The 20,132-nt window shown below is 66.0% G+C and carries 18 protein-coding genes; 9 read left to right on the top strand and 9 right to left on the bottom strand.

Annotation, left to right across the window (positions count from 1 at the left end):
* Window positions 1–154: 154 nt before the first annotated feature.
* Entirely contained in the window at window positions 155–1,795 is a 1,641-nt protein-coding gene (locus CPH63_RS12525; RefSeq protein WP_096303260.1) for an MFS transporter, read from the top strand.
* Here the strand turns inward: CPH63_RS12525 and CPH63_RS12520 are convergent.
* Both CPH63_RS12520 and CPH63_RS12515 read right to left on the bottom strand, forming a co-directional pair.
* Window positions 1,790–3,277 (bottom strand): MFS transporter, encoded by a 1,488-nt coding sequence (locus CPH63_RS12520; RefSeq protein WP_096303259.1) that lies wholly within the window; start codon window positions 3,275–3,277, stop codon window positions 1,790–1,792. The two genes, CPH63_RS12525 and CPH63_RS12520, sit on opposite strands and share 6 nt — an antisense overlap.
* A 2-nt stretch (window positions 3,278–3,279) precedes the next feature.
* Window positions 3,280–4,764, bottom strand: a complete 1,485-nt coding sequence (locus CPH63_RS12515) for a condensation domain-containing protein (protein ID WP_096303258.1) — start codon at window positions 4,762–4,764, stop codon at window positions 3,280–3,282.
* Between the two features lie 678 nt (window positions 4,765–5,442).
* Between CPH63_RS12515 and CPH63_RS12510 the strand changes: the two genes are divergently transcribed.
* The 6 genes from CPH63_RS12510 (at window position 5,443) to CPH63_RS12485 (ending at window position 11,622) form a co-directional block, all read left to right on the top strand.
* Entirely contained in the window at window positions 5,443–6,717 is a 1,275-nt protein-coding gene (locus CPH63_RS12510; RefSeq protein WP_096303257.1) for a lipase family protein, read from the top strand.
* Between the two features lie 33 nt (window positions 6,718–6,750).
* Window positions 6,751–7,689: a glucosyl-3-phosphoglycerate synthase gene (locus CPH63_RS12505; protein WP_096303256.1), complete on the top strand. Its 939-nt coding sequence runs from the start codon at window positions 6,751–6,753 to the stop codon at window positions 7,687–7,689.
* A gap of 142 nt (window positions 7,690–7,831) precedes the next feature.
* Window positions 7,832–8,128 carry a hypothetical protein gene (locus CPH63_RS12500; protein WP_096303255.1) on the top strand — a complete coding sequence of 99 codons (297 nt, stop codon included), beginning with the start codon at window positions 7,832–7,834 and terminating at the stop codon, window positions 8,126–8,128.
* Window positions 8,125–8,940, top strand: coding sequence for a hypothetical protein (locus CPH63_RS12495; RefSeq protein ID WP_096303254.1), 816 nt, complete (start codon window positions 8,125–8,127; stop codon window positions 8,938–8,940). The genes CPH63_RS12500 and CPH63_RS12495 overlap by 4 nt, the downstream gene beginning before the upstream one ends.
* Window positions 8,941–8,974: 34 nt before the next feature.
* A complete protein-coding gene (locus CPH63_RS12490; RefSeq protein ID WP_096303253.1) occupies window positions 8,975–10,876 on the top strand; it encodes a fumarate reductase/succinate dehydrogenase flavoprotein subunit in 1,902 nt (633 codons plus the stop codon).
* A complete protein-coding gene (locus CPH63_RS12485) occupies window positions 10,873–11,622 on the top strand; it encodes a succinate dehydrogenase/fumarate reductase iron-sulfur subunit (protein WP_096303252.1) in 750 nt (249 codons plus the stop codon). The genes CPH63_RS12490 and CPH63_RS12485 overlap by 4 nt, the downstream gene beginning before the upstream one ends.
* Here the strand turns inward: CPH63_RS12485 and CPH63_RS12480 are convergent.
* From CPH63_RS12480 to CPH63_RS12450, 7 genes are all read right to left on the bottom strand, one after another.
* Window positions 11,619–12,221, bottom strand: coding sequence for a TetR/AcrR family transcriptional regulator (locus CPH63_RS12480; RefSeq protein ID WP_096305119.1), 603 nt, complete (start codon window positions 12,219–12,221; stop codon window positions 11,619–11,621). The genes CPH63_RS12485 and CPH63_RS12480 overlap by 4 nt on opposite strands.
* An 83-nt stretch (window positions 12,222–12,304) precedes the next feature.
* On the bottom strand, window positions 12,305–13,540 hold the full coding sequence (locus tag CPH63_RS12475) for an acyl-CoA dehydrogenase family protein (protein WP_096303251.1): 1,236 nt from the start codon (window positions 13,538–13,540) through the stop codon (window positions 12,305–12,307).
* A 35-nt stretch (window positions 13,541–13,575) separates the two neighbouring features.
* The gene (locus CPH63_RS12470; RefSeq protein ID WP_096303250.1) at window positions 13,576–14,226 is read right to left on the bottom strand and encodes an HAD family phosphatase; all 651 of its coding nucleotides are present in this window, start codon (window positions 14,224–14,226) and stop codon (window positions 13,576–13,578) included.
* Between the two features lie 59 nt (window positions 14,227–14,285).
* Window positions 14,286–15,023, bottom strand: a complete 738-nt coding sequence (locus CPH63_RS12465; RefSeq protein WP_197704331.1) for an FAD:protein FMN transferase — start codon at window positions 15,021–15,023, stop codon at window positions 14,286–14,288.
* On the bottom strand, window positions 15,020–15,529 hold the full coding sequence (locus tag CPH63_RS12460) for an FMN-binding protein (protein WP_096303248.1): 510 nt from the start codon (window positions 15,527–15,529) through the stop codon (window positions 15,020–15,022). The genes CPH63_RS12465 and CPH63_RS12460 overlap by 4 nt, the downstream gene beginning before the upstream one ends.
* A 50-nt stretch (window positions 15,530–15,579) precedes the next feature.
* Window positions 15,580–16,953, bottom strand: a complete 1,374-nt coding sequence (locus tag CPH63_RS12455; protein WP_197704330.1) for a ferric reductase-like transmembrane domain-containing protein — start codon at window positions 16,951–16,953, stop codon at window positions 15,580–15,582.
* A 112-nt stretch (window positions 16,954–17,065) separates the two neighbouring features.
* Window positions 17,066–18,331 (bottom strand): APC family permease, encoded by a 1,266-nt coding sequence (locus CPH63_RS12450; RefSeq protein ID WP_096303247.1) that lies wholly within the window; start codon window positions 18,329–18,331, stop codon window positions 17,066–17,068.
* Window positions 18,332–18,506: 175 nt separating this feature from the next.
* On the opposite strand from CPH63_RS12450, the gene CPH63_RS12445 reads away from it, so the two are divergent.
* A complete protein-coding gene (locus CPH63_RS12445) occupies window positions 18,507–18,848 on the top strand; it encodes a hypothetical protein (protein ID WP_096303246.1) in 342 nt (113 codons plus the stop codon).
* Window positions 18,845–20,131: a hypothetical protein gene (locus tag CPH63_RS12440; protein ID WP_096303245.1), complete on the top strand. Its 1,287-nt coding sequence runs from the start codon at window positions 18,845–18,847 to the stop codon at window positions 20,129–20,131. The genes CPH63_RS12445 and CPH63_RS12440 overlap by 4 nt, the downstream gene beginning before the upstream one ends.
* Window position 20,132: the final 1 nt, after the last annotated feature.

Genomic DNA, 20,132 nt, shown 5'->3' with positions numbered 1-20,132 from the left:
TCCGGCGATGCAGACGCGCCGTCGCAGCCCGACATCCTTGCGAAGCGAAGAGGCCCGATAGATCATTCGATGCGAGTTGTAGCACTGGCCCCACTGGGCCAGCTCGGGCCGCATCGGGCTGCCTGTGCCCTTGCTCGGCGAAGGTGAGATCTCGATGAGTGCATCAAACGCGCCAACTGTGCGGTCCGGAGCGAGCCTGGTGCTCGCGGTGCTGGCGGCAGGCCAGTTCCTGATGACCCTGGACAGTTCGGTCATGAACGTGTCGATGGCCACGGTGGCCTCCGACCTCGGGACGACGATCAGCGGGATCCAGACGGCCATCACCCTCTACACGCTCGTGATGGCCACCCTGATGATCACCGGCGGCAAACTGGGGACCATCCTCGGGCGCAAACGGGCCTTCGGTATCGGTCTGGTCATCTACGCCGCCGGCTCCGGCTTAACCGCCGTGGCCCCGAATCTGGGTGTGCTGCTCTTGGGCTGGTCGGTGCTGGAGGGCGTCGGGGCGTCGCTGATCATGCCCGCGATCGTGGCACTGGTGGCGGCGAACTTTGCCCCGGCCCAGCGCTCCGGTGCCTACGGGCTCGTGGCTGCAGCCGGCGCGATGGCGGTCGCGGCCGGGCCGCTGATCGGCGGTACCGTCACCACCTTCGCCTCTTGGCGATACGTCTTCGCCGGCGAGGTCGTCATCGTCGCGGTGATCCTGGTCTTCCTGAAACGAATCGCCGACGTCCCAGCGACCCCGGGCAAGCTGGACCTGGTGGGATCGCTGCTTTCAATCGCCGGTCTGGGCAGCATCGTCTTCGGCGTCCTGCGCTCCAGTGAGTGGGGCTGGGTCGAGTCGAAGCCGGGCGCCCCGTCCTGGTTCGGAGTCTCACCGACTATCTGGCTGATCGTCGGCGGGTTGGTGATCGTCTACTTCTTCCTGAGCTGGGAGCGCAGTCGCGAACGCCGGGGCGCCGCCGCACTGCTGCGCACCGAACTGCTCAGCAACCGTCAGCTCGCCGGTGGCCTCAGCATGTTCTTCTCGCAGTACCTGGTGCAGGCCGGCGTCTTCTTCGCGGTCCCCCTCTTCCTCTCCGTGGTGCTGCAGCTGAATGCGCTTCAGACGGGGTTGCGGATCTTCCCGCTCTCCGTCGCACTCCTGCTCGCGGCCGGTGGCATCCCCAAGATCGCGCCACGGGCGAACCCACGCCGGGTCGTGCGCTTGGGGCTCTTCTCACTCCTCGCCGGAATTCTCGTTCTAGTCGCCGGCATGGACCCCGGGGCCAACGCGGCCGTGGTGGCGATTCCGATGCTGCTGATCGGGGCGGGTCTGGGTGCGCTCTCCTCGCAGCTGGGGAATGTCACCGTGTCGGCCGTCCCCGATTCGGAGTCGGCCGAGGTCGGTGGACTTCAGAACACAGCCACGAATCTCGGGGCATCGCTCGGCACGGCGCTAATCGGATCGGTCCTGCTGGCCAGTCTCAGCACGGCTGTCACGAGCGAGATTCAGAGCAACCCCTCAATTCCCAGTTCAGTGAAGACCCAGGCCTCGACCGAGCTTGTCAGCGGAGTCCCCTTCATCTCCGACACACAGCTCAGGAGTGCACTGGAGAAGGCCAACGTCCCGCCGGCGAGTATCGACACGATCGTGTCGATCAACGCGGACGCCCGCCTCGGCGCTCTGCAGAACGCCTTCGGCGTCACCGCCCTGCTAGCGGCCGGGGCGCTGCTGCTCACCGGGCGGATTCCGAGGCGGCAACCCGGGACGGAGGAGGATGAGGAGACGCCGGAACCGGCGACCACATCATGAAGTCATCGCCGCGCTGAGGCGCGTGTCATCGCGCGGAATCCGAGCCGCGACGGCGGCGGCAACAATGGCCGCCGCAGCAAGCACCACTAGCACCGTCTGCTGCGCGTGCAGATAGACCTCCGAGGTCGACGGCGAGGCATCCATCCGCCCGAAATAGATGCCCGCCGCGACTGCGAACCCGAGGGCACACCCGATCTGCTGGATCGTCGGAAGGGCCCCGGAGGCCGAGCCGAGATCACGCTGTGCCACGTCCCGAAGCAGCGTCACCGGTAGCGGCGCGATGAAGACGCCGACGCCGGCCCCGGCCAGCAGCAACGGCAGGCCGAGCCGAAAAGCCGAGCTCCAGCCATCAAGCCCATCGACGAATAGGGCCATCACGAGGAGGGCCAGCGCCAGGCCGGCTGTCCCGGCAACGAGCAGGCGCGCGCCGAATCGCCGGAACAGCCGCGGTGAGACGGCGGCGAATCCGATGGCGCCCAACGCCAGGGGCAACGAGACGGCGCCCGTCTGCGCCGCGGATAGTCCGACGCCGAACTGCAGGGTGAGTGACAGGGTGAAGACCAGACCGGTGAAAATACCGTAGACAAGCAGGGCCAGCAGCGCTCCCCAGCCGAAGCTCGGCCGCAGGAGCAGCGCGACCCGGAAGAGCGGATCGCCACCGCGGTTCTCCCGCCTCACCTCGACGATCACGAAGAGCAGCAGCAGGAGTGGTGCGACGGCCAGGGCCACCAGTGCGACAGGCCCCCAACCGGTCGTGCTGCCAACGGTCAGGGCCCCCACGAACAGAAGCAAGCCGCCGCACGACAGTGCCGCTCCGGGCAGATCGAGTCGTGGCTGCGGCATGATCCTGGACTCAGCGATGCAGCGCCGCCCGATCAGAACGGCGACGAGGGCGAGTGGGACATTGACGAAGAAGATTAGCCGCCAGCCGAGACCACCCGGGTTGAGCACCAGTAGTGCGGCGCCGACGTTCGGACCGACGAGGCTGGCGATCCCGGCCGTCGCACCATAGATGGCAAAGGCCGCCGGGCGACTGAGCGGAGCGAAGGCATTCGCGATGACCGCGACCGTCTGCGCCGCCATCAGCGCGCCGGCTACCCCCTGACCGAGCCGGAACCCGACCAGCATCGGCACGTCCGTGGCACAGCCGCAGGCGACCGACATGAGGGCGAACGCGGCCAGACCAACGAGGAACATTCGACGGCGACCGTAGCGGTCGCCGATGCGCGCCGCGGTCAACAGCGAGCAGGCGAAGGTCAGCGTGTAGGCGATCGGGATGAGCTGAAGCGACTTGGGCGGGGCCTGCAGTCCGGCCCCGATCGCCGGCAACGCGATGTTCACGCCGGTGACGTCGAGCATCTGCATGAAGACGGCGATCAGGCAGACGCCGAGGGCAAGCCACTCGCTGTGCTCGCTGTGGGTCGTCCGCGCGGCGCTCGGCGGGACCGAGATCGCCGACACCGCCGCCTCCGGAGTGGCCATCGCTATCGGCGCGCCGCCGGCTCGAATCGATCCAGCCCCGATCCGCTGAGAGGGTCCACGCCCGCCGCATCGGGAATTGTGGGGCGATAGTCACCCTCATCGACAACCGTCTGAAAGATCTCGTTGATCTTGGCGAAGTAGACGTCGATGGATCGCGCCGCCTGCTCGGTGTCCGGGTAGAGGAAGACGGCGCCGGTGTGATCGGTGAACCGGTTGATCCACATGAAAACGTCCTCCGAGCTGCCCCGGCTACCGAAGAGGCCGACGAGGCCGACCCGAGCCGCCGCCAACTCCTCCTCCCCCGGAAGCTTCCGAACGTCGACGTAGGAGATCATCGGCGCGGTCCAACCAGGTTTGGTGGTGATTGCGTGCTCTGCCGTCACCAACTCCAGCACTCGGTGGTAGGACGTGTCGCCGAGTTCCTTCCCAGCTACGAAGGCCTGCTGGGCGACAGCGGCCAACTGCAGAAACGACGACGCACCCGTCACGCTGAACTGGATGGGGATCAGGCTCGCGAACCAGCCGATCGCCGCCCACTCGCCGGGAGTGGAGCGAGTGCTCTTCGGGGTGAGACCCAGGTAGACCGGTCGTCCGGTCAGCTCGTACTGGGCCAGCGCCGCGGCGGCGAAGATTCCGCCGCTGAATTTGGCCCCGACCCGTTCGCAGGCCTCGTCGAACCGGGACGCGCGGGCCGGATCCAGTAGCGGATACGCAGTATCGGCCGTGCGGGTGTAGCCCGCCTCGCCCATGCCAAGATCAAGTGGGAAAGTCGGTAGATCTCCGCCATTGGCCTGGACGATCTCGATCCAGCTGCGCACCGTCGGGGAGTCCAGGTCGAGCCGCGCGCTCGCTGCCCGCTCCCGCGCGCAGTACTCGATGTAGCTGCCCGCTTCGGCCAGCTCGGCCCCCTCACCATTGAGCGCGCAGGTGTACAGCTCACGCAACTCATAGATCGTGAGGGCCTGCGAGATACCGTCGGTGGCGAGGTGGTCGATCGCCGCATACACCGTGAAGCGCTCGGGTTGTTCGACCACTCCGAAGGTGAAGCACTCCCAGACATCCGGGCCCGGTGTTGCGGTTTGTACATGGTCGCGTATCTGTTCGGAGTCGGTGAAGACGCCGTGGTCGGTCGGCGCCAGCTCGACGTCGGAGGCGTCGACGAGGTGTCGTTGACACCCCTGGTCGTCAGTTGTGAACCAGGTCAGGAAAGTGTCATGGCGGGTGACGAATGAGTTCACCGCCGAGGTCATCGCGGCCACGTCAAGGCGTCCGGCAATGTCAAAGGTTATGAGGCATAGCCGGGAGAAGCGAAAGCCCGAATCGCGATTTCGGTGGGCCGATTCAAGGTATGCCTCTTGAATGTGCGAGGGCGGAGTGGGGTGCGCGGGCGCGCTGGCCGCTGCTGCCCGCGACGCTGAGGTAGGCGCCCAGGAAATCAGGCGGCCAGGGACCGGTTCCCACTTCTCTACGAGCCCGAATTTAACCATTAATATGTCCCCCGATTTCCTAGCCTAAGCCGAGCGCATAAAGATCGACATTTATCAATTGCCTCGGGTTGGGCGCGAGTGTATGCGATGGGGCGTTCGGAACTCAAGCGTTGCCACCGCGACCGGTTCAACCGCCCAGATCGACCCGGCGACCCTCAGGGACATCAGGAATGGTCACGTCTCCTCGCTGCAAATTCCCGCGTTGAAGCCCGGTGTTCAGGGCAGAACGGACAGAAAGTGACGTTATGCAGTCGTCTCCTCACTTTTTGTACCTGGTACGTGTTCCTGCCACGTTAAGTACTAGGTACTTCTACAAACATGTGCTGTAGATCACTAAATCAACCCTCAGTACCGCTTTCTTTCGAGGTCAAAGACCCCTAACTTACGGAATGGTAAGACTCCTTACCGACCGGTAACTTCGGCTGCAATCGTCGGCAGGAATTGCACCGGCCGACAACGAAGACGGACCGGTTCACACGTTATTGGAATGCTGTGCAAGAAGTCAGTTCTGAGCACTGCATTGGCAATGCAATTTTAGCGATGAGTGACGGGCTGTAATCGGAATATCCTCCCTGGCAAGAATTACCAAGATCTACCTAGATCTACCAAGATCTAGCAGGGACACCGGAGAGACCGACGCTGCCCACTGTCGCTTTTTCACGAGCAAAGGGAGATCGTATGACTGCGGGGCGGGTTCAGATCCGAAACAGAAAGCTCTCCGTCGGCCTGGCCGTGGCGACGATCCTGGTGAGCGCCGCCGGGGTCGGCCTCAACGCCGGCCTCAACCAAGTCGGCGCCGGAGCTGACACAGCAGCGACCTTCCCCGTCCCGGCCAACGACCCGTTCTATGCCTCGCCGGCGAACCTCGCCGATCTGCCGAACGGGAAAGTGATTCGCTCGCGCACAGTTCCGGCGAAGATCGCCTTCCTCGGGCTGAACGTCCCGCTCACCGCCTGGCAGTTGGCCTACCGCTCCAACGATGCTCACGACCAGCCCATCACTTCAGTCACCACCCTGCTGGTGCCGACGGCCAAGTACACCGGAAAGGCGGCTAGCCGCCCGCTCATTGCCTATCAGACCGCCGAGGACAGCACCGGGTCGCAGTGCGCTCCGTCCTACACGCTCGAGACCAACAGCGCCGTGCTGACCGGTCAGGAGCAGTCGCTCATGGCCGAGGCGCTGAACAAGGGTTTCGCCCTCGATGTGGCCGACTTCGAGGGTCCGAATTCAGGGTTCCTGGTCGGACGCCAGGCGGCACATATCGCCCTGGACGGCATTCGGGCCGCACTCAGCTTCGCACCGGCGGGCTTCAACAGCAGCACACCGGTCGGCGCCTGGGGCTACTCCGGAGGCGGTCACGCAACCGCTTGGACCGCCGAACTCCAGCACAGCTACGCCCCGGATCTGAAGATCGCCGGGATCGCGTTCGGTGGGGCACCGGCGAACCTGGAAAACTCCTACAAGCAACTCAACGGTGGACCGTTCGTCGGCTTCATGCTCGGCGCGATCGTCGGGGTCAGCCACGGATACCCCGAGTGGAATATCAAGTCACAGCTGAACGCCAAGGGCCTCTCCGTCTTCGCCGCCGTCGATCAGAAGTGCACCGCCGATTTCGTAGTCAACGTGGCGTTCACCAATGTCAATGACCTGACCACCGTCCCCAACGGAATCGACCTGCCGCAGAACCAGTCGATAATCGCGCTGGACAACCTGGGGCAGAACATGCCGGTGGCGCCCATCTATGACTACTACTCGCTGCTCGATGAGGCCATTCCAACCGCCGATTCGGTTGCCCTGATCAAGAAGTACTGCAGCGCCGGGGTGAAGGTGATCGCGCAGCCGGTGGCCCTGTCAGAGCACGTGACTCTCGGCATCATCAAAACACCGGATGTCCTGAGTTTCCTCGATGACCGTTTCAACGGCAAGCCGATCTCGGGTGCCTGCAAGCTCTGATCCAACTTCCGCTAACTGGCGAAGGGAACGACGATGGCGCCGGATGCACCCCGTAATTTCTGGCCAAAACCGAGGTGGAGCGTCACCCAACTCGTTGCCGCGAAACGTGGCCGGACGATCTCGGTCGTCCTTCCGGCCCTCAACGAGGAAGAGACCGTCGCCACCGTCGTCGGAAGCATCTCACCGCTGCTGGGCAGTCTGGTCGACGAGCTGATCGTCCTCGACTCCGGCTCGACTGACAGCACCCGTCGATTGGCTGCGGCTGCCGGCGCTCAGGTCTGGACGCGCGAGGAGGCCCTGCCCGACCTGCCGGTCCGTCCGGGCAAGGGGGAGGTCCTCTGGCGCTCGCTGGCGGTGGCCGAGGGCGACATCGTCGTCTTCGTGGACTCCGATCTCCTGAACCCGAGTCCACGATTCGTCCCGGCCCTGGTGGGCCCGCTGCTGCTCCAACCGGACGTGCAGCTGGTGAAGGGCTTCTACCGGCGACCGCTGACGATCGATGGCCGCACCGACGCTCACGGCGGCGGGCGGGTCACCCAGTTGGTGGCGCGACCGCTGCTGACCGGTCTACTCCCCGATCTGGGTGACATCCTCCAGCCGCTCGGCGGAGAGTATGCCGCCACCCGCGAGCTACTGCGCGCGATCCCCTTCGCCCCCGGCTACGGGGTGGAGATCGGCATCCTCATCGACACCTATCGTCGCTATGGAATGGAGGCGATCGCTCAGGTAAACCTGGGTGTCCGCACCCATCGCAATCGTGAATTGAACGAGCTCGCCGTGATGAGTCGGCAGATCCTGGCCAGCACTCTCGCCCGGGTCGGGGTCGCCGACTCCGGCATCGGCCTCAGCACCTTCGGCCACGACGGGACGCGCTACCCGAGTGACACATCGTCCCTCTCGGCCCTCAACCGGCCGCCGATGAGCACAATCGATACCCGGCACCGCGGTTCGAGATCCTTCGCCGACGGGTAACGCCCGGCTGATACGGGCATGGCGTGGGTGAAGCCGACGTTTGCCACGGCGACTGAAGTGAGCCCGATCACTTTTGGGTCTTCCATCGGCGACCACTTAGGGCCAGACTGGATTCACCAGGCGACTTTCGAGGGGTGAATTCGTGGGCGGATTCGGTGGCGACGCAACGCAGCTACGAGCGGTCAATCGGGCGATCGAGGAGCTACAGGCGCGCGTGGGTGATGCCCAGAGCGCCTACGGCAATATTCCTCCGATCAGCCGACTGGTTAACGACATCGAGCGGCTACGCATCGATGCCGGCGACCTCGTCGGCGTGCCGACGCGTACCCCGGAGCCTGCCCTCACCCCGATTCAGATCGACAACACTCCGGTCGACGCGCTGATGTGGCGCGACGCCGACGACGAGGGCATCGGCGGATATCACGGCACCAAACGGTGACGCGCGCAGGCGCACGCGTCGGCGTCGCCGCCCCGGGTCGAGCCCAGGTCGACGCAGGCACCCTTCGCAGAGACCGCTGGTGGATCCAACCGCTGCTCACCGCGACGCTGCTCACCGCGTGGCTGTTCTACGCGCTGATCCGCACCGCCTCCCAGCGGGCCTACTTCGTCGAGGAGTACCACTACCTCTCTCCGTTCTCCTCCCCCTGTGTCTCGGCATCCTGCGACCCGGGTGCGCGGGACTTCGGCACCTGGTTCGGCGAGTTCCCGCCCTTCGTACCGTTTGCCTTGCTGGTACTGCCGTTCCTGCTCGGATTCCGGCTCACCTGCTACTACTACCGCAAGGCGTACTACCGGTCGTTCTGGCTCTCACCACCGGCCTGCGCTGTCCCCGAGCCGCACTCGCGTTACAGCGGCGAGACGCGCTTCCCACTTATCGTGCAGAACGCGCATCGTTACTTCTTCTACGTCGCCGTGCTCATCTCGCTCATCAACACCTATGACGCCATTCGCTCCTTCCACGGCGCCGACGGCGGGTTCGGGATCGGCCTCGGCACCATCATCATCGTGGTCAATGTGCTCTTTCTCTGGGCCTATACGGTCTCCTGCCACTCGTGCCGTCACCTGATGGGCGGTCGGCTCAAGCACTTCTCGGCCCACCCGATCCGCTACAAGGCTTGGACGTTCATCAGCCGGCTCAACACCCGGCACATGCAGCTGGCCTGGACGACGCTGGCCACCCTCGTCATCACCGATGGCTACATCGCCTTGGTCGCCTCCGGCACGATCACCGACCCCAGACTCTTCAACTAAATGGAGCATCTTCGACTGATGGGCATCGTCAAGCATGAGTGCTGAGGTAGAGACGCACGACTATGACGTCCTGATCATCGGGGCTGGAGGCGCCGGGTTGCGGGCGGCCATCGCGGCACGGGAGGAGGGGATGCGGACCGCGATCATCTGCAAGTCCCTCTTCGGCAAGGCCCACACGGTGATGGCCGAGGGCGGGATCGCGGCCAGCATGGGCAACGTCAACTCCCACGACAACTGGCAGGTCCACTTCCGCGACACCATGCGAGGCGGCAAGTTCCTCAACTCGTGGCGGATGGCCGAACTGCACGCCAAGGAGGCGCCCGACCGGGTCTGGGAGCTGGAGACCTACGGCGCGCTCTTCGACCGCACGAAAGACGGCAAGATCAGTCAGCGGAACTTCGGGGGTCACGAGTATCCACGGCTGGCCCACGTCGGCGATCGCACCGGTCTGGAGCTCATCCGCACGCTGCAGCAGAAGATCGTCTCGCTGCAGCAGGAGGATCTGCGCGAGGCCGGCGACCTCGACGCCCGTCTGAAGGTGTTCGCCGAGTGCACCATCACCGAACTGCTGCGCAGCCCCACCGGGGCGATCTCCGGCGCCTTCGGGTATTGGCGGGAATCCGGACGGTTCGTGCTCTTCCGGGCTCCGGCCGTCGTGCTGGCCACCGGCGGCGTCGGCAAGTCGTTCAAGGTCACCTCGAACTCCTGGGAGTACACCGGCGACGGGCACGCCCTGGCCCTGCGGGCCGGCTCGTCGTTGCTGAATATGGAGTTCATCCAGTTCCATCCGACCGGCATGGTCTGGCCACCGTCGGTGAAGGGCATCCTGGTCACCGAATCCGTCCGCGGCGACGGCGGGGTGCTGCGCAACTCCGATGGCAAGCGCTTCATGTTCGACTACGTCCCCGACGTCTTCCGCGGTCAGTACGCCGACAACGAGGCCGAGGCTGATCGCTGGTACGACGACCCGGACAACAACAAGCGCACCCCCGACCTGCTCCCCCGCGATGAGGTGGCCCGGGCCATCAACTCCGAGGTGAAGGCCGGCCGGGGCTCACCGCACGGCGGTGTCTTCCTCGACATCGCCTCCCGCCGTACGCCGGCCGAGATCCTCAAGCGGCTGCCGTCGATGCACCATCAATTCAAGGAACTCGCCGACGTCGACATCACCTCCGAGCCGATGGAGGTCGGCCCGACCTGTCACTACGTGATGGGCGGTGTCGAGGTCGATCCCGACACCGCGGCGGCGGCCCGGGTCCCCGGACTCTTCGCGGCCGGCGAGGTGGCCGGCGGTATGCACGGGTCGAATCGGCTCGGTGGCAACTCGCTATCGGACCTACTCGTCTTCGGCCGTCGAGCCGGCGTCGGCTCCGCGCAGTACGTGAAATCGCTCGGCCACGATCGGCCCCAGGTCAGCCCGGAGCAGGTCGATGCGGCCAGCAGTAACGCTCTGGCGCCATTCGCCAATGAAGGCGGGGAGAATCCGTACACCCTGCACCAGGAACTGCAGCAGACGATGAACGACCTGGTCGGGATCATCCGCAAGGCGGCCGAGGTTGAGCAAGCCCTGGCCAAGCTGCAGGAGCTGAAGGCACGCGCCCGCACCGTCACCGTCGAGGGGCACCGGCAATTCAATCCCGGTTGGCATCTGGCCCTGGATCTGCGCAACATGCTGGCGGTCAGCGAGTGCGTGGCCCGGGCCGCGCTGATACGCGAGGAGAGCCGGGGCGGCCACACCCGCGACGACTTCCCGAAGATGGATCCGAACTGGCGTCGGGTGAACCTGATCTGCTCGCTGAGCGGCGATGGCATCGATGTGGTGCGCCAGCCGATGTCGACGATGCGCGACGACCTGATCTCGCTCTTCGCCCGTGACGAACTGGGCAAGTACCTCACCGAGGAAGAACTCACCGCGCTGCCGGAGGTGTCCGAATGAGCTATCAGGCGAAATTCCAAGTGTGGCGTGGCGACGCCGAGGCCGGCGAGCTGACCGACTTCACCGTCGAGGTGAACGAAGGCGAGGTCGTGCTCGACATCATTCACCGGCTGCAGGCGACCCAGGCCGGTGATCTCGCGGTTCGCTGGAACTGCAAGGCGGGCAAGTGCGGCTCGTGTAGCGCCGAGATCAACGGCCGGCCGCGACTGCTCTGCATGACGCGCATGTCCACCTTCACCGAGGCCGAGGTGATCACCGTGACGCCGCTGCGAGCCTTCCCGGTGATCAAGGACCTGGTCACCGACGTCTCCTTCAACTACACGAAGGCTCGTGAGGTTCCGGCCTTCGCACCACCCGAGGGAGTGGCCCCCGGCGAATACCGCATGGCCCAGGTTGACGTCGAGCGATCGCAGGAGTTCCGCAAGTGCATCGAATGCTTCCTCTGTCAGGACACCTGCCATGTGGTGCGCGACCACGAGGAGAACAAGGCAGCCTTCGCCGGTCCGCGTTTCCTGATGCGGATTGCTGAGCTGGACATGCATCCGCTGGATGCCCTGGATCGCAAGAACCAGGCCCAGGAGGAGTTCGGCCTCGGGTTCTGCAACATCACCAAATGCTGCACCGAGGTCTGCCCGGAGCACATCAAGATCACCGACAACGCCCTCATCCCGATGAAGGAACGTGTGGTGGACCGCAAGTACGACCCACTGGTGTGGCTGGGCAACAAGATCGGCCGGCGCAGCTAACCAGCCGCTAATTTAAGGCCGTTCACCCACAGCTTGGTCGTGATGCTGACGACGTCCTCCAGCTCGTAGTCGCCCAGCACCAGGCAGTCCAGGGCCATCCGGCTCACCATCCCCGACAACGCGCGAGAGGCCATCAACGCGTCCAGTGTCGGATCGGCGAGCCCACGCGCCTGCAGGTCAGCGATGTGGCGAGCGTTGCGCTCAGCGAAGATATTCCCGCGTTTGGTCCGCAATTCCTGGAACTTCGGATCGATCATCGCCACCTGCTGCAGCAGGATCATCAGCTTCCCGTTGCGCCGGTAGGCCGTCAGATATGCGCGATTGGCCGCCTCGATAGCCAGCGCCGGATCGTCGCGCTCAGGGACATGGGGCATCCCGGGGTGCAGCATGTCATTCTGCGCCTCCTCCAGCACGGCGGTGAAGATCTCGTCCTTGCCTGCGAAGTAGACGTAGAAGGTGCCGGTTGCACAGCCCGCCTCGGCCGTGATGTCGGTGAGGCGGGACGCGATGAAGCCGTCCCGTTCGAAGACGGTGCGGGCCGCGGCCACCAGGGCCGCCCGGGTCCGCGCTCCTCGCGCCGTGCTCGGACGCTCCTTCATGCCCGTCGTGTCGACCAGGGAGGGCACCTCCACAGCGTCGTTGGCGCTCTCGCTGAACCGCCCCTGCGGTGCGTTCACCGCGGCTACCGCTTCTTGTTCCAGTCCGGTTCGATGCGACGCAGCTCCACCTGGGCGATGGTGCGCTTGTGCACCTCGTCCGGGCCGTCAGCCAGCCGCAGTGTCCGCAGATGTGCGTAGAAACTGGCCAGTGGGACGTCCTCGGTGACGCCGGCGCCGCCGAACACCTGGATCGCGCGGTCGACGATCTTGAGCGCGACCTCCGGAGCGGCCACCTTGATCGCGGCGATCTCCACGCGCGCCTTCTGATTGCCGACGGTGTCCATGAGCCAGGCGGTCTTGAGGGTGAGCAGCCGGATCATCTCGATCTCGATCCGGGCCTCGGCGATCCAGTCCTGGATGTTGGAGCGATTGGCTACCGGCTGGCCGAAGGTGGTACGGCTCTGGGCCCGGGCGATCATCAGATCCAGCGCCCGTTCAGCCATCCCGACCGCGCGCATGCAGTGGTGGATGCGCCCCGGCCCGAGGCGGGCCTGCGCGATCATGAAGCCATCGCCCTCGCCGGCCAGCAGCGCCGACTTCGGTACCCGGACGTCCTCAAAGAGGATGTCGGCGTGCCCCTCCCGGTCCATGTAGCCGAAGACCGGAAGCCCGCGCAGGATCGTCACGCCGGGGGTGTCGATCGGGACGACCATCATCGACTGCTGGCGATGAGTTGCGGCGTCCAGGTTCGTCTTGCCCATGACGATGAGCACCTTGCAGTTGGCGTGCAGTGCGTTCGACGCGAACCACTTACGGCCGTTGAGCACGTACTCGTCGCCGTCGGCTTCCATTCGCAGCTGCACATTCGTGGCATCAGAGCTGGCGACGGCCGGCTCCGTCATGGCGAAGGCCGACCTGATCTCACCGGCCAGAAGCGGCTTGAGCCACTTCTCCTTGTGCTCGTCGGTGCCGAAGAGCTGGAATACCTCCATGTTCCCGGTATCCGGCGCGTTGCAGTTCATCGCCTCCGGAGCGAGGGCCGGGCTGCGCCCCATGATCTCGGCCAGCGGCGCATAGTCGGAGTTGCTCAGACCCGGCGAACCCCACTCCTCGCTGGCGTGCGGGTGGAAGAGGTTCCAGAGTCCGCGCTTTCGGGCCTCGGTCTTCAGCTCTTCCAGGATCGGCGGGTGATAGTTCGGGTTGCCGGACTCGGCCATCTGCGCGGCGTAGATCGCCTCCGCCGGGTAGATGTGCTCGTCCATGAACTCCAGGAGGCGCGCCTGGTACTCCTTGGCCCGGTCGGAGATTTCGAAGTTCATGCAGACTCCTCAGAAGAGAGATGGAATGGCGAAAATTATTGAGCCGCGGCGAGGGTGATCCCGAGGATCGACTGCAGCGCCCGCGCCGTTTCTCGGGCGCTGCGGTGCACGATGCCGGTCATGCCCAGACGCTCGGCGGCGACGATGTTGTGCTCGAGGTCATCGATCATGACCACCTCGCCCGGCGGGACGCCGAGGCGCTCGCAGCCGATCTGGTAAAGCCGACGCGACGGTTTGCGGACGCCCTCTTGACCGGAGATCGTGACTGCGTCGAACATCGCGTCGAGGTCGTATCCGTCGTAGCAGTCGCCAAGCGAATTGGAGATCAGCCCGACGGACACGCCGGCGGCCCGCAGTTGGGCCAGCAGTTCGATCGACGCGTCGTCGCGGCGGCACCCACTCTGCAGGTCGCGCAGCAACCCGTTGGCTCCGATCTCGGCGCCGTGCTCGCGAAGTCGGGCCGCGAAACCCTCCTCGAAGCCCTGCTGGTCCAGCCGTCCCTCTTCGTGGGCGGCCAGGAGGCGTTTGGTCACCTCGTCAGTGCGGAACAGGCGCATCGGCAGGCCTCGATCGCCGCAGATGCGCTCACCGAAGTCGCCGAAGGCGTCTAGGACACTCGTCGTGAGGACTCCGCCGAAGTCGAAGATGACGGCACTGGGACGGGCCAGCGGCGTCAAGTCGGTCACCGGTCCAACCTAGTTGAATCTGGATTCATGTTCAACTGTGCGGTCGATCCGGATGCCGCTCAAGCACTCGGGAAGGCGGATGTCGACCAGCGAAGCCCGTCGGCGGAGACCCCCATGGCCTCCACACCGGTCAACCCCGACAGCCACGCCCGCGCCTTGCTGCCCATCGCGAAGGCCGCGGTCGCGTAGGCGTCGATGTAGGTGAGGTCGGCGCCGACGAGTGAGAGGCTGAGCAATCCGTCGGCGGCCCGACCGGTGTACGGGTCCACGATGTGCGCTCCCCGTTCGGCCGTGCCGGAGGTGGCGAGGGCGAAGTCCCGACCGGCGACCGCTGTCAGCAGTCGCTGCGAGTTCAGCGGGTCAACGATGCCGAAGCGCCACGGCGGGTGGTCCGCGGTGGCGGTGCAGCGGATGTCTCCCCCGCCGTTGACGTAGTGGCGAACCGAGCCGGCACGCACGAGCCTCTGATGTACGCCCTCGATGGCCCAGCCCTTCACCACACCGGACGGATCCAACGAGCCACCGGCCCGGACGTCGAAGTAGCCGGCGGTCTGAGTCCGCAACTGTTCGCATAAATCGAGGATCTCGATCACCTCGGGGTCACAGCCGGCGACCCCGAGCTCGCCCCGGTCGAGCCGGCTGATCTGACTCTGCGGTTGGTAGGTCGAGAAGAGATCGTCCATGCGGTGTAGCCACTCCATCGTCGCGGCGAGCGCGGTGACGTCGAAATCGGCCGCTAGGTCAAGTGAGAAGACGGTACCCATCGCGGTCTCGACATGCCGCCGCCGCTCGCTCAATGCAGTCCGGCCTGATCCAGCGCGCTCTGCAGCGACTGCCGGTAACCGTCGGAGGTGTAGGTCGCGCCGGAGACTCCGTCGATGTTGGCGCTCTGCGCGTTGATGGTCTCTTGCAGCAGAGTCGGTGCGGCGTAGCTGTTGATCTGCTGCGATCGTCCGTCAAAGGCGGTGAGTTGCACGAAGGCGACCGAGTTGATGACGGAGCCTGTCGTCACGACCTTTACCTGGACCACCCCGTAGCGGGTGGTCACGGCGCTGCCGACCGTTGTCTTGGACGCCGCCTTAGTCGAAGTCGGAGTCGGTGCCGGGGTCGGGTCCGGTGGCGCGCCGGTGGCCGAGCCGCCGCTGGTCGGCGTGCTGGAGGCCGGCGTCGGGGTCGGCGCGGCCGAGATGGCCGCTGACGGCAGCGACCCGGCGGCGGCCGGCAGCGGGCTGTGCGTCTTGAACGACAGCAGCGCGACCAGCGCCGCGATCGTGCCGACGAACGAGAAGAGTATGCGTTTCATGGCTACCTAGCGATTGGGGGCGTTCGTTGCGGGCTGAGGTGAAGGGTGCATCAGAAGACGAACGATTCGTGGTGGATGTGCCGGGCCGGCACCCGGAGCTGACGCAGTGACTCGCGCACCGCGGAGGTCATGCTCTGCGGCCCGCAGAGGTAGACGTCCCAGTTCCTGATGTCACCGAGGGACTGGGAGATGCTGCGAGCCGAGAGGAAGTCGCTCGGACCTTTGCGGCGCGGGCCAACGAGATAGTGAACCCGCGCACCCCGCCAGGCCGCGATCTCGTCGATCTCGTGCTTGAGGATGATGTCCACCGGCGAACTGGCGCGGTAGACGAGGGTGATGTCGCCCGGGCGACCGGGAAGGCTCTCGAAGAGCGCTCGAATCGGGGTGATTCCAACCCCACCGGCGATGAGCAGCACCCTGTCCCGGGAGCGCTGGGCCCCGGTGAAGGAACCGTACGGGCCTTCGGCGAGGACGCGGGTGCCGGGTCGCAGCTGCGCGAGCTGGGCGCTGTGCGTCCCTGCGTTCTGCACGGTGATGCGCAGGTGATCGGGACGAGCCGGCGCGGACAGCGAGTAGGGGCTGGCCACCCACCAGAGGTCGCGGGTGAGGAAACGCCACCGGAAGAACTGGCCGGATTCGGCCCGCAGCTCGGCGAGGTTGCGACCGGTGATGTAGAGGGAGATCGTGTCCGGCGACTCAGCCCGCACCTCGGCGACGCGGAATTGGTGGCGCCGCATGGACAGCAGCGGCTCGACGATCCGGTAGCGGATGATCAGCAGCGCCACGGCGATGTACAGCGCGGACCAGAGCACGCGGGCGCGGAGGTCGACGAAGTCAGCCCCGGTCGAGAACTGATGACTGAAGGAGAGCGCGACGGCCAGATAGGTGTAGAGGTGGACGTAGTGCCAGGTCTCGTAAGCCAGTCGGCGCCGCGCCGCCCGGGCCGAGGTGAACCCGACAAGCAGGAGCAGCCCCAAGGCCACGGTGGCCATCAGCACGTCGGCGTACTGGGTGTTGAGGTCCGCGGTCTCCCCGAAGATGCTGCGATGCGCGGTGAGCGCGTAGCCCCAGGTGATGAGCGCGGTGTGCGCCACCACCAGGCAGACGATGTACCGGCCGCCGATCGCGTGCCACCGCACCAGCCGGTCGGTGCCGACCTCTCGTTCCAGAAGCGGCATCCGGCTCATCAGGGCCAGCAGCACAACGATCCCGTAGCCGCACTCCAGCCCGGTGATGCGTCCGGCGTTGGTCAGCCAGCCGTCGAGGCCGGTGACGAAGTTCGTGTCGTTCCACCAGAGGGCCAGGACCGACACCGCACCGATGCCGATCGCCAGCAGCACCGCGGCCCTGGTAATGCGCGGGCGCGGGATCACGGTGGCTCGGCGGGCGGCGGGACGATCATGCCGGGCCAGTTGGGCGGTCACGTGACACTTCTCCGATCAGAGTGGGTTGGTCGGCCTCCAGCATCGCCCGGCAACTTCTATGTTTCCTCTCAGCCAGCTGAGAGCTGTGAATATTCGTTGTTATCGCTCAGGTTCAGGGTTGCCGGGTGAGGCGAGCCCGCACACCCCAGACGACGCCGCCGATGAGCAGGACGACCACACCGGCGAGGATCGTGGCCGCGGGCAGGCTGACGACCAGCAGCAGGCAGCCGCCCAGCCCGAGCGACGGCAACCAGCGTGCCGGGCGCCGCTCCCCCGGCCGTCCGAGAGTCAGCGCCGATGCGTTGGCGACGGCGTAGTACAGCAGCACACCGAAGGAGGAGAAGCCGATCGCGTGGCGCAGGTCCACAGTCGCGATGAGGACGATGATGACGGCCGCGGCGCCAAGCTCCGCGCGATAGGGCGTGCCGTGTGAGGGGTGCACTGCGGCGAGCCGGCGCGGGAAGTGTCCATCCCGCGCCATCGCGAAGGTGGTGCGAGACACGCCGAGGATCAGCGCAAGCAGCGAACCGGCGGCCGCGATCGCCCCGCCGACCTGGACCAGTGGGGCGGCGCGGTGCAGCTCTCCCGAAGCGACGACATCGTGCAGTGGGGCCGAGCTGGCCGCCAGTGCCGGCGCCCCCAGCGCCAGCAACGCGGCCAGCGCGACGATCGCATAGACGCAGAGCGTCATGCAGAGGGCGATGACGATAGCGCGCGGGATGGTCCGGGCCGGATCACGCACCTCCTCACCGAGGGTGGCGACCCGGGCGTAGCCGGCGAAGGCGAAGAAGATCAGGCCGCTGGCCTGCAGGATGCCGCGTAGGTCACCTCCGGGAAACGGTGACAAGTTCTGCGTCGAGGCGTTGCCGCCGACGAAGGCACCGACGACCACGACGATGAGGGTGAGGAGGGTCAGCACCACGATGAGGCGGGTCAGCCAGGCCGACTTCTGCAGGCCGCGTAGGTTGACCGCGGTCAGCGCGACGACGATGAGGACGGCGACGATACGCAGGTGCTCCGGAGCTGCGTAGGCGGCGAAGGTGAGGGCCATCGCGGCACAGCTGGCCGTCTTCCCGACCACGAAGGACCAGCCGGCGAGATAACCCCAGAACTCCCCGAGACGCCGTTTGCCGTAGACGTAGGTACCTCCGGACTCCGGATAGAGCGCGGCCAGCCGGGCCGAGGAGATGGCGTTGCAGAACGCGACCACGCCGGCCAGCAAGAGCGAGATCAGCAGCCCGGAGCCAGCCACCGCCGCCGCCGGTCCGAAGACGGCGAAGACCCCGGCACCGATCATCGACCCCAGGCCGATGACGATCGCGTCGGTCAGCCCCAGGCGTCGGATCAGCGAGTTATCACGGCCGTCGGGCCTCACCATCCGTGCGTACCCACCTATCACAACCTGGCGCATCTTCGCGGAGTGTCTTCGCCGAGCTTCCCGAGACTAGTGCGTCGATTTCATCGGCGGGGGTCCCTACCCACCGGTAGTCGTCGACCGTATCCTCTTCGGATGAGCTACCCGCGGATGAAGATGGACGAACGGACCCGAAGCTATGGCGAATAGCAACCTCTGGGAGGTCGTCGGTTTCGCCGTCGTAGTGGCGGTTGCGGTCTGCGTCTACCTGACGCTGCGCCCGACCGACCGCGACTCTGATCTCGGCCTCGCGCCGGCCCTCGACCGACCGCTGCGTCCGGCCGGGTTCGGAGAGCCGCCCGGGGGCGCAGCCGCGGCACTCCAGTCTCAGCCGTCAGCGGGTCGGGTGGCCGAGCCGCAACTTCCTGACAATGCCGTCTGGTTGGGGGCGGCACTCGTGCTGGCCGGCGTGGCCGTGGGAGCGCTGCTCAACCGACGTCCGGGCGCCGGCTCGGACCGATCGGAGCTGGGCGACCGATGATCGACCAGCTATCGACCCAACCGCCGGCCGCGACCACCACGAAGGATCGCCCGGCCAACGACAGCATGAACAGCGACGAGCGTCGCCGGTTGCGGGGAGCCTTCACCGGCTGGGTCGCGGGCGCCACTCACCTGCACGCGGCGGCCGCCGGAGTGGTCGCGGCGATCGTCACCTACCTCTTCGCGAACGGGCGCAAGCCGCCGTACAACAACTACGACCTGCTCGCAGACGCCTTCAATCACGGGCACGTCTGGATCAAGTTCCCGGGCGACTACATCGACGCGCTCCCCTATAACGGCCAGCATTTCATTATCGAAGGTCCGATGCCGGGCGTCCTCTCGATGCCTTTCGTCGCGCTCTTCGGCGCCAACTGGGACCAGCTCTTCCTCGGCATGATCCTCGTCGGCATCGGAGTGGCCGCGTGCTGGAAGGTATGTGAGCGGCTCGGGCTGACCCCGTTCAAGTCGCTGGCATTGACCGCGTTCTTCTTCGCCGGCACCGACCTGCTCTGGTGCGCGATGCTCAGCGATGTGTGGGACATGGCCCACGTCGGGGCGGCTACCTTCACCATGTTGGCGCTGGCCGAGCTGCTCGGTCCGAGGCGGGCCTGGCTCGTCGGCATCTGGGCCGTCTGCGCGTTCGAGTCGCGGTTTTCGATGGCGCTGGCGATCCCGGTGTACCTCTACCTGCTACTGACCGACAGCGATCGGCCGCTGCGTCTGTCCCCGCGGTACCTGCCCCGACTGCTTCAGTTCGCCGGCGTCGGCGTCGTCACCTTTGGGCTCTGGGTCGCCTACAACAAGGCCCGCTGGGGCACCTTCGCCGACATCGGCTACACAAAGTGGTATCAGCGCGATCAGCTCGGCTCCCCCACCGGGTCGCCGTTCCAACTTCGTTTCCTGCAGCACCAGCTCTACTCGTTCTTCATCCAGGGACCGCAGCTGCACCCGGGGTATCCGTGGGCGAATCCGGCGACCTCTGGCCAGGCGCTGATCTGGACGAGTCCGGCGCTGGTGTTGGCGTTCTGGGCTCGGCGCCCCACCCGGCTGGTGGTGGCGATGTGGTTCGGGGTGGCTGCCGGCGCGGTGACCAACCTCGTCTACTACGTGAATGGCTTCAACCAGTTCGGTATGCGTCACGCCCTGGACTTCGAGCCGTTCCTGCTGGTTCTGATGGGCATCGCGGTGCGCCGGCGCTTCCCCCGCTGGGGTTACGTGCTGGTGATCATCAGCATCCTGGTGGGGCTCTGGGGCTGCTGGTATTGGGATCGCTACTACGTCTGAG

Origin of the sequence: Jatrophihabitans sp. GAS493, assembly GCF_900230215.1 — a bacterium.
Lineage (GTDB): Bacteria > Actinomycetota > Actinomycetes > Mycobacteriales > Jatrophihabitantaceae > MT45.
Note: the sequence above shows the minus strand (reverse complement) of the source record. Positions and strands in the feature narration are given on the sequence as shown.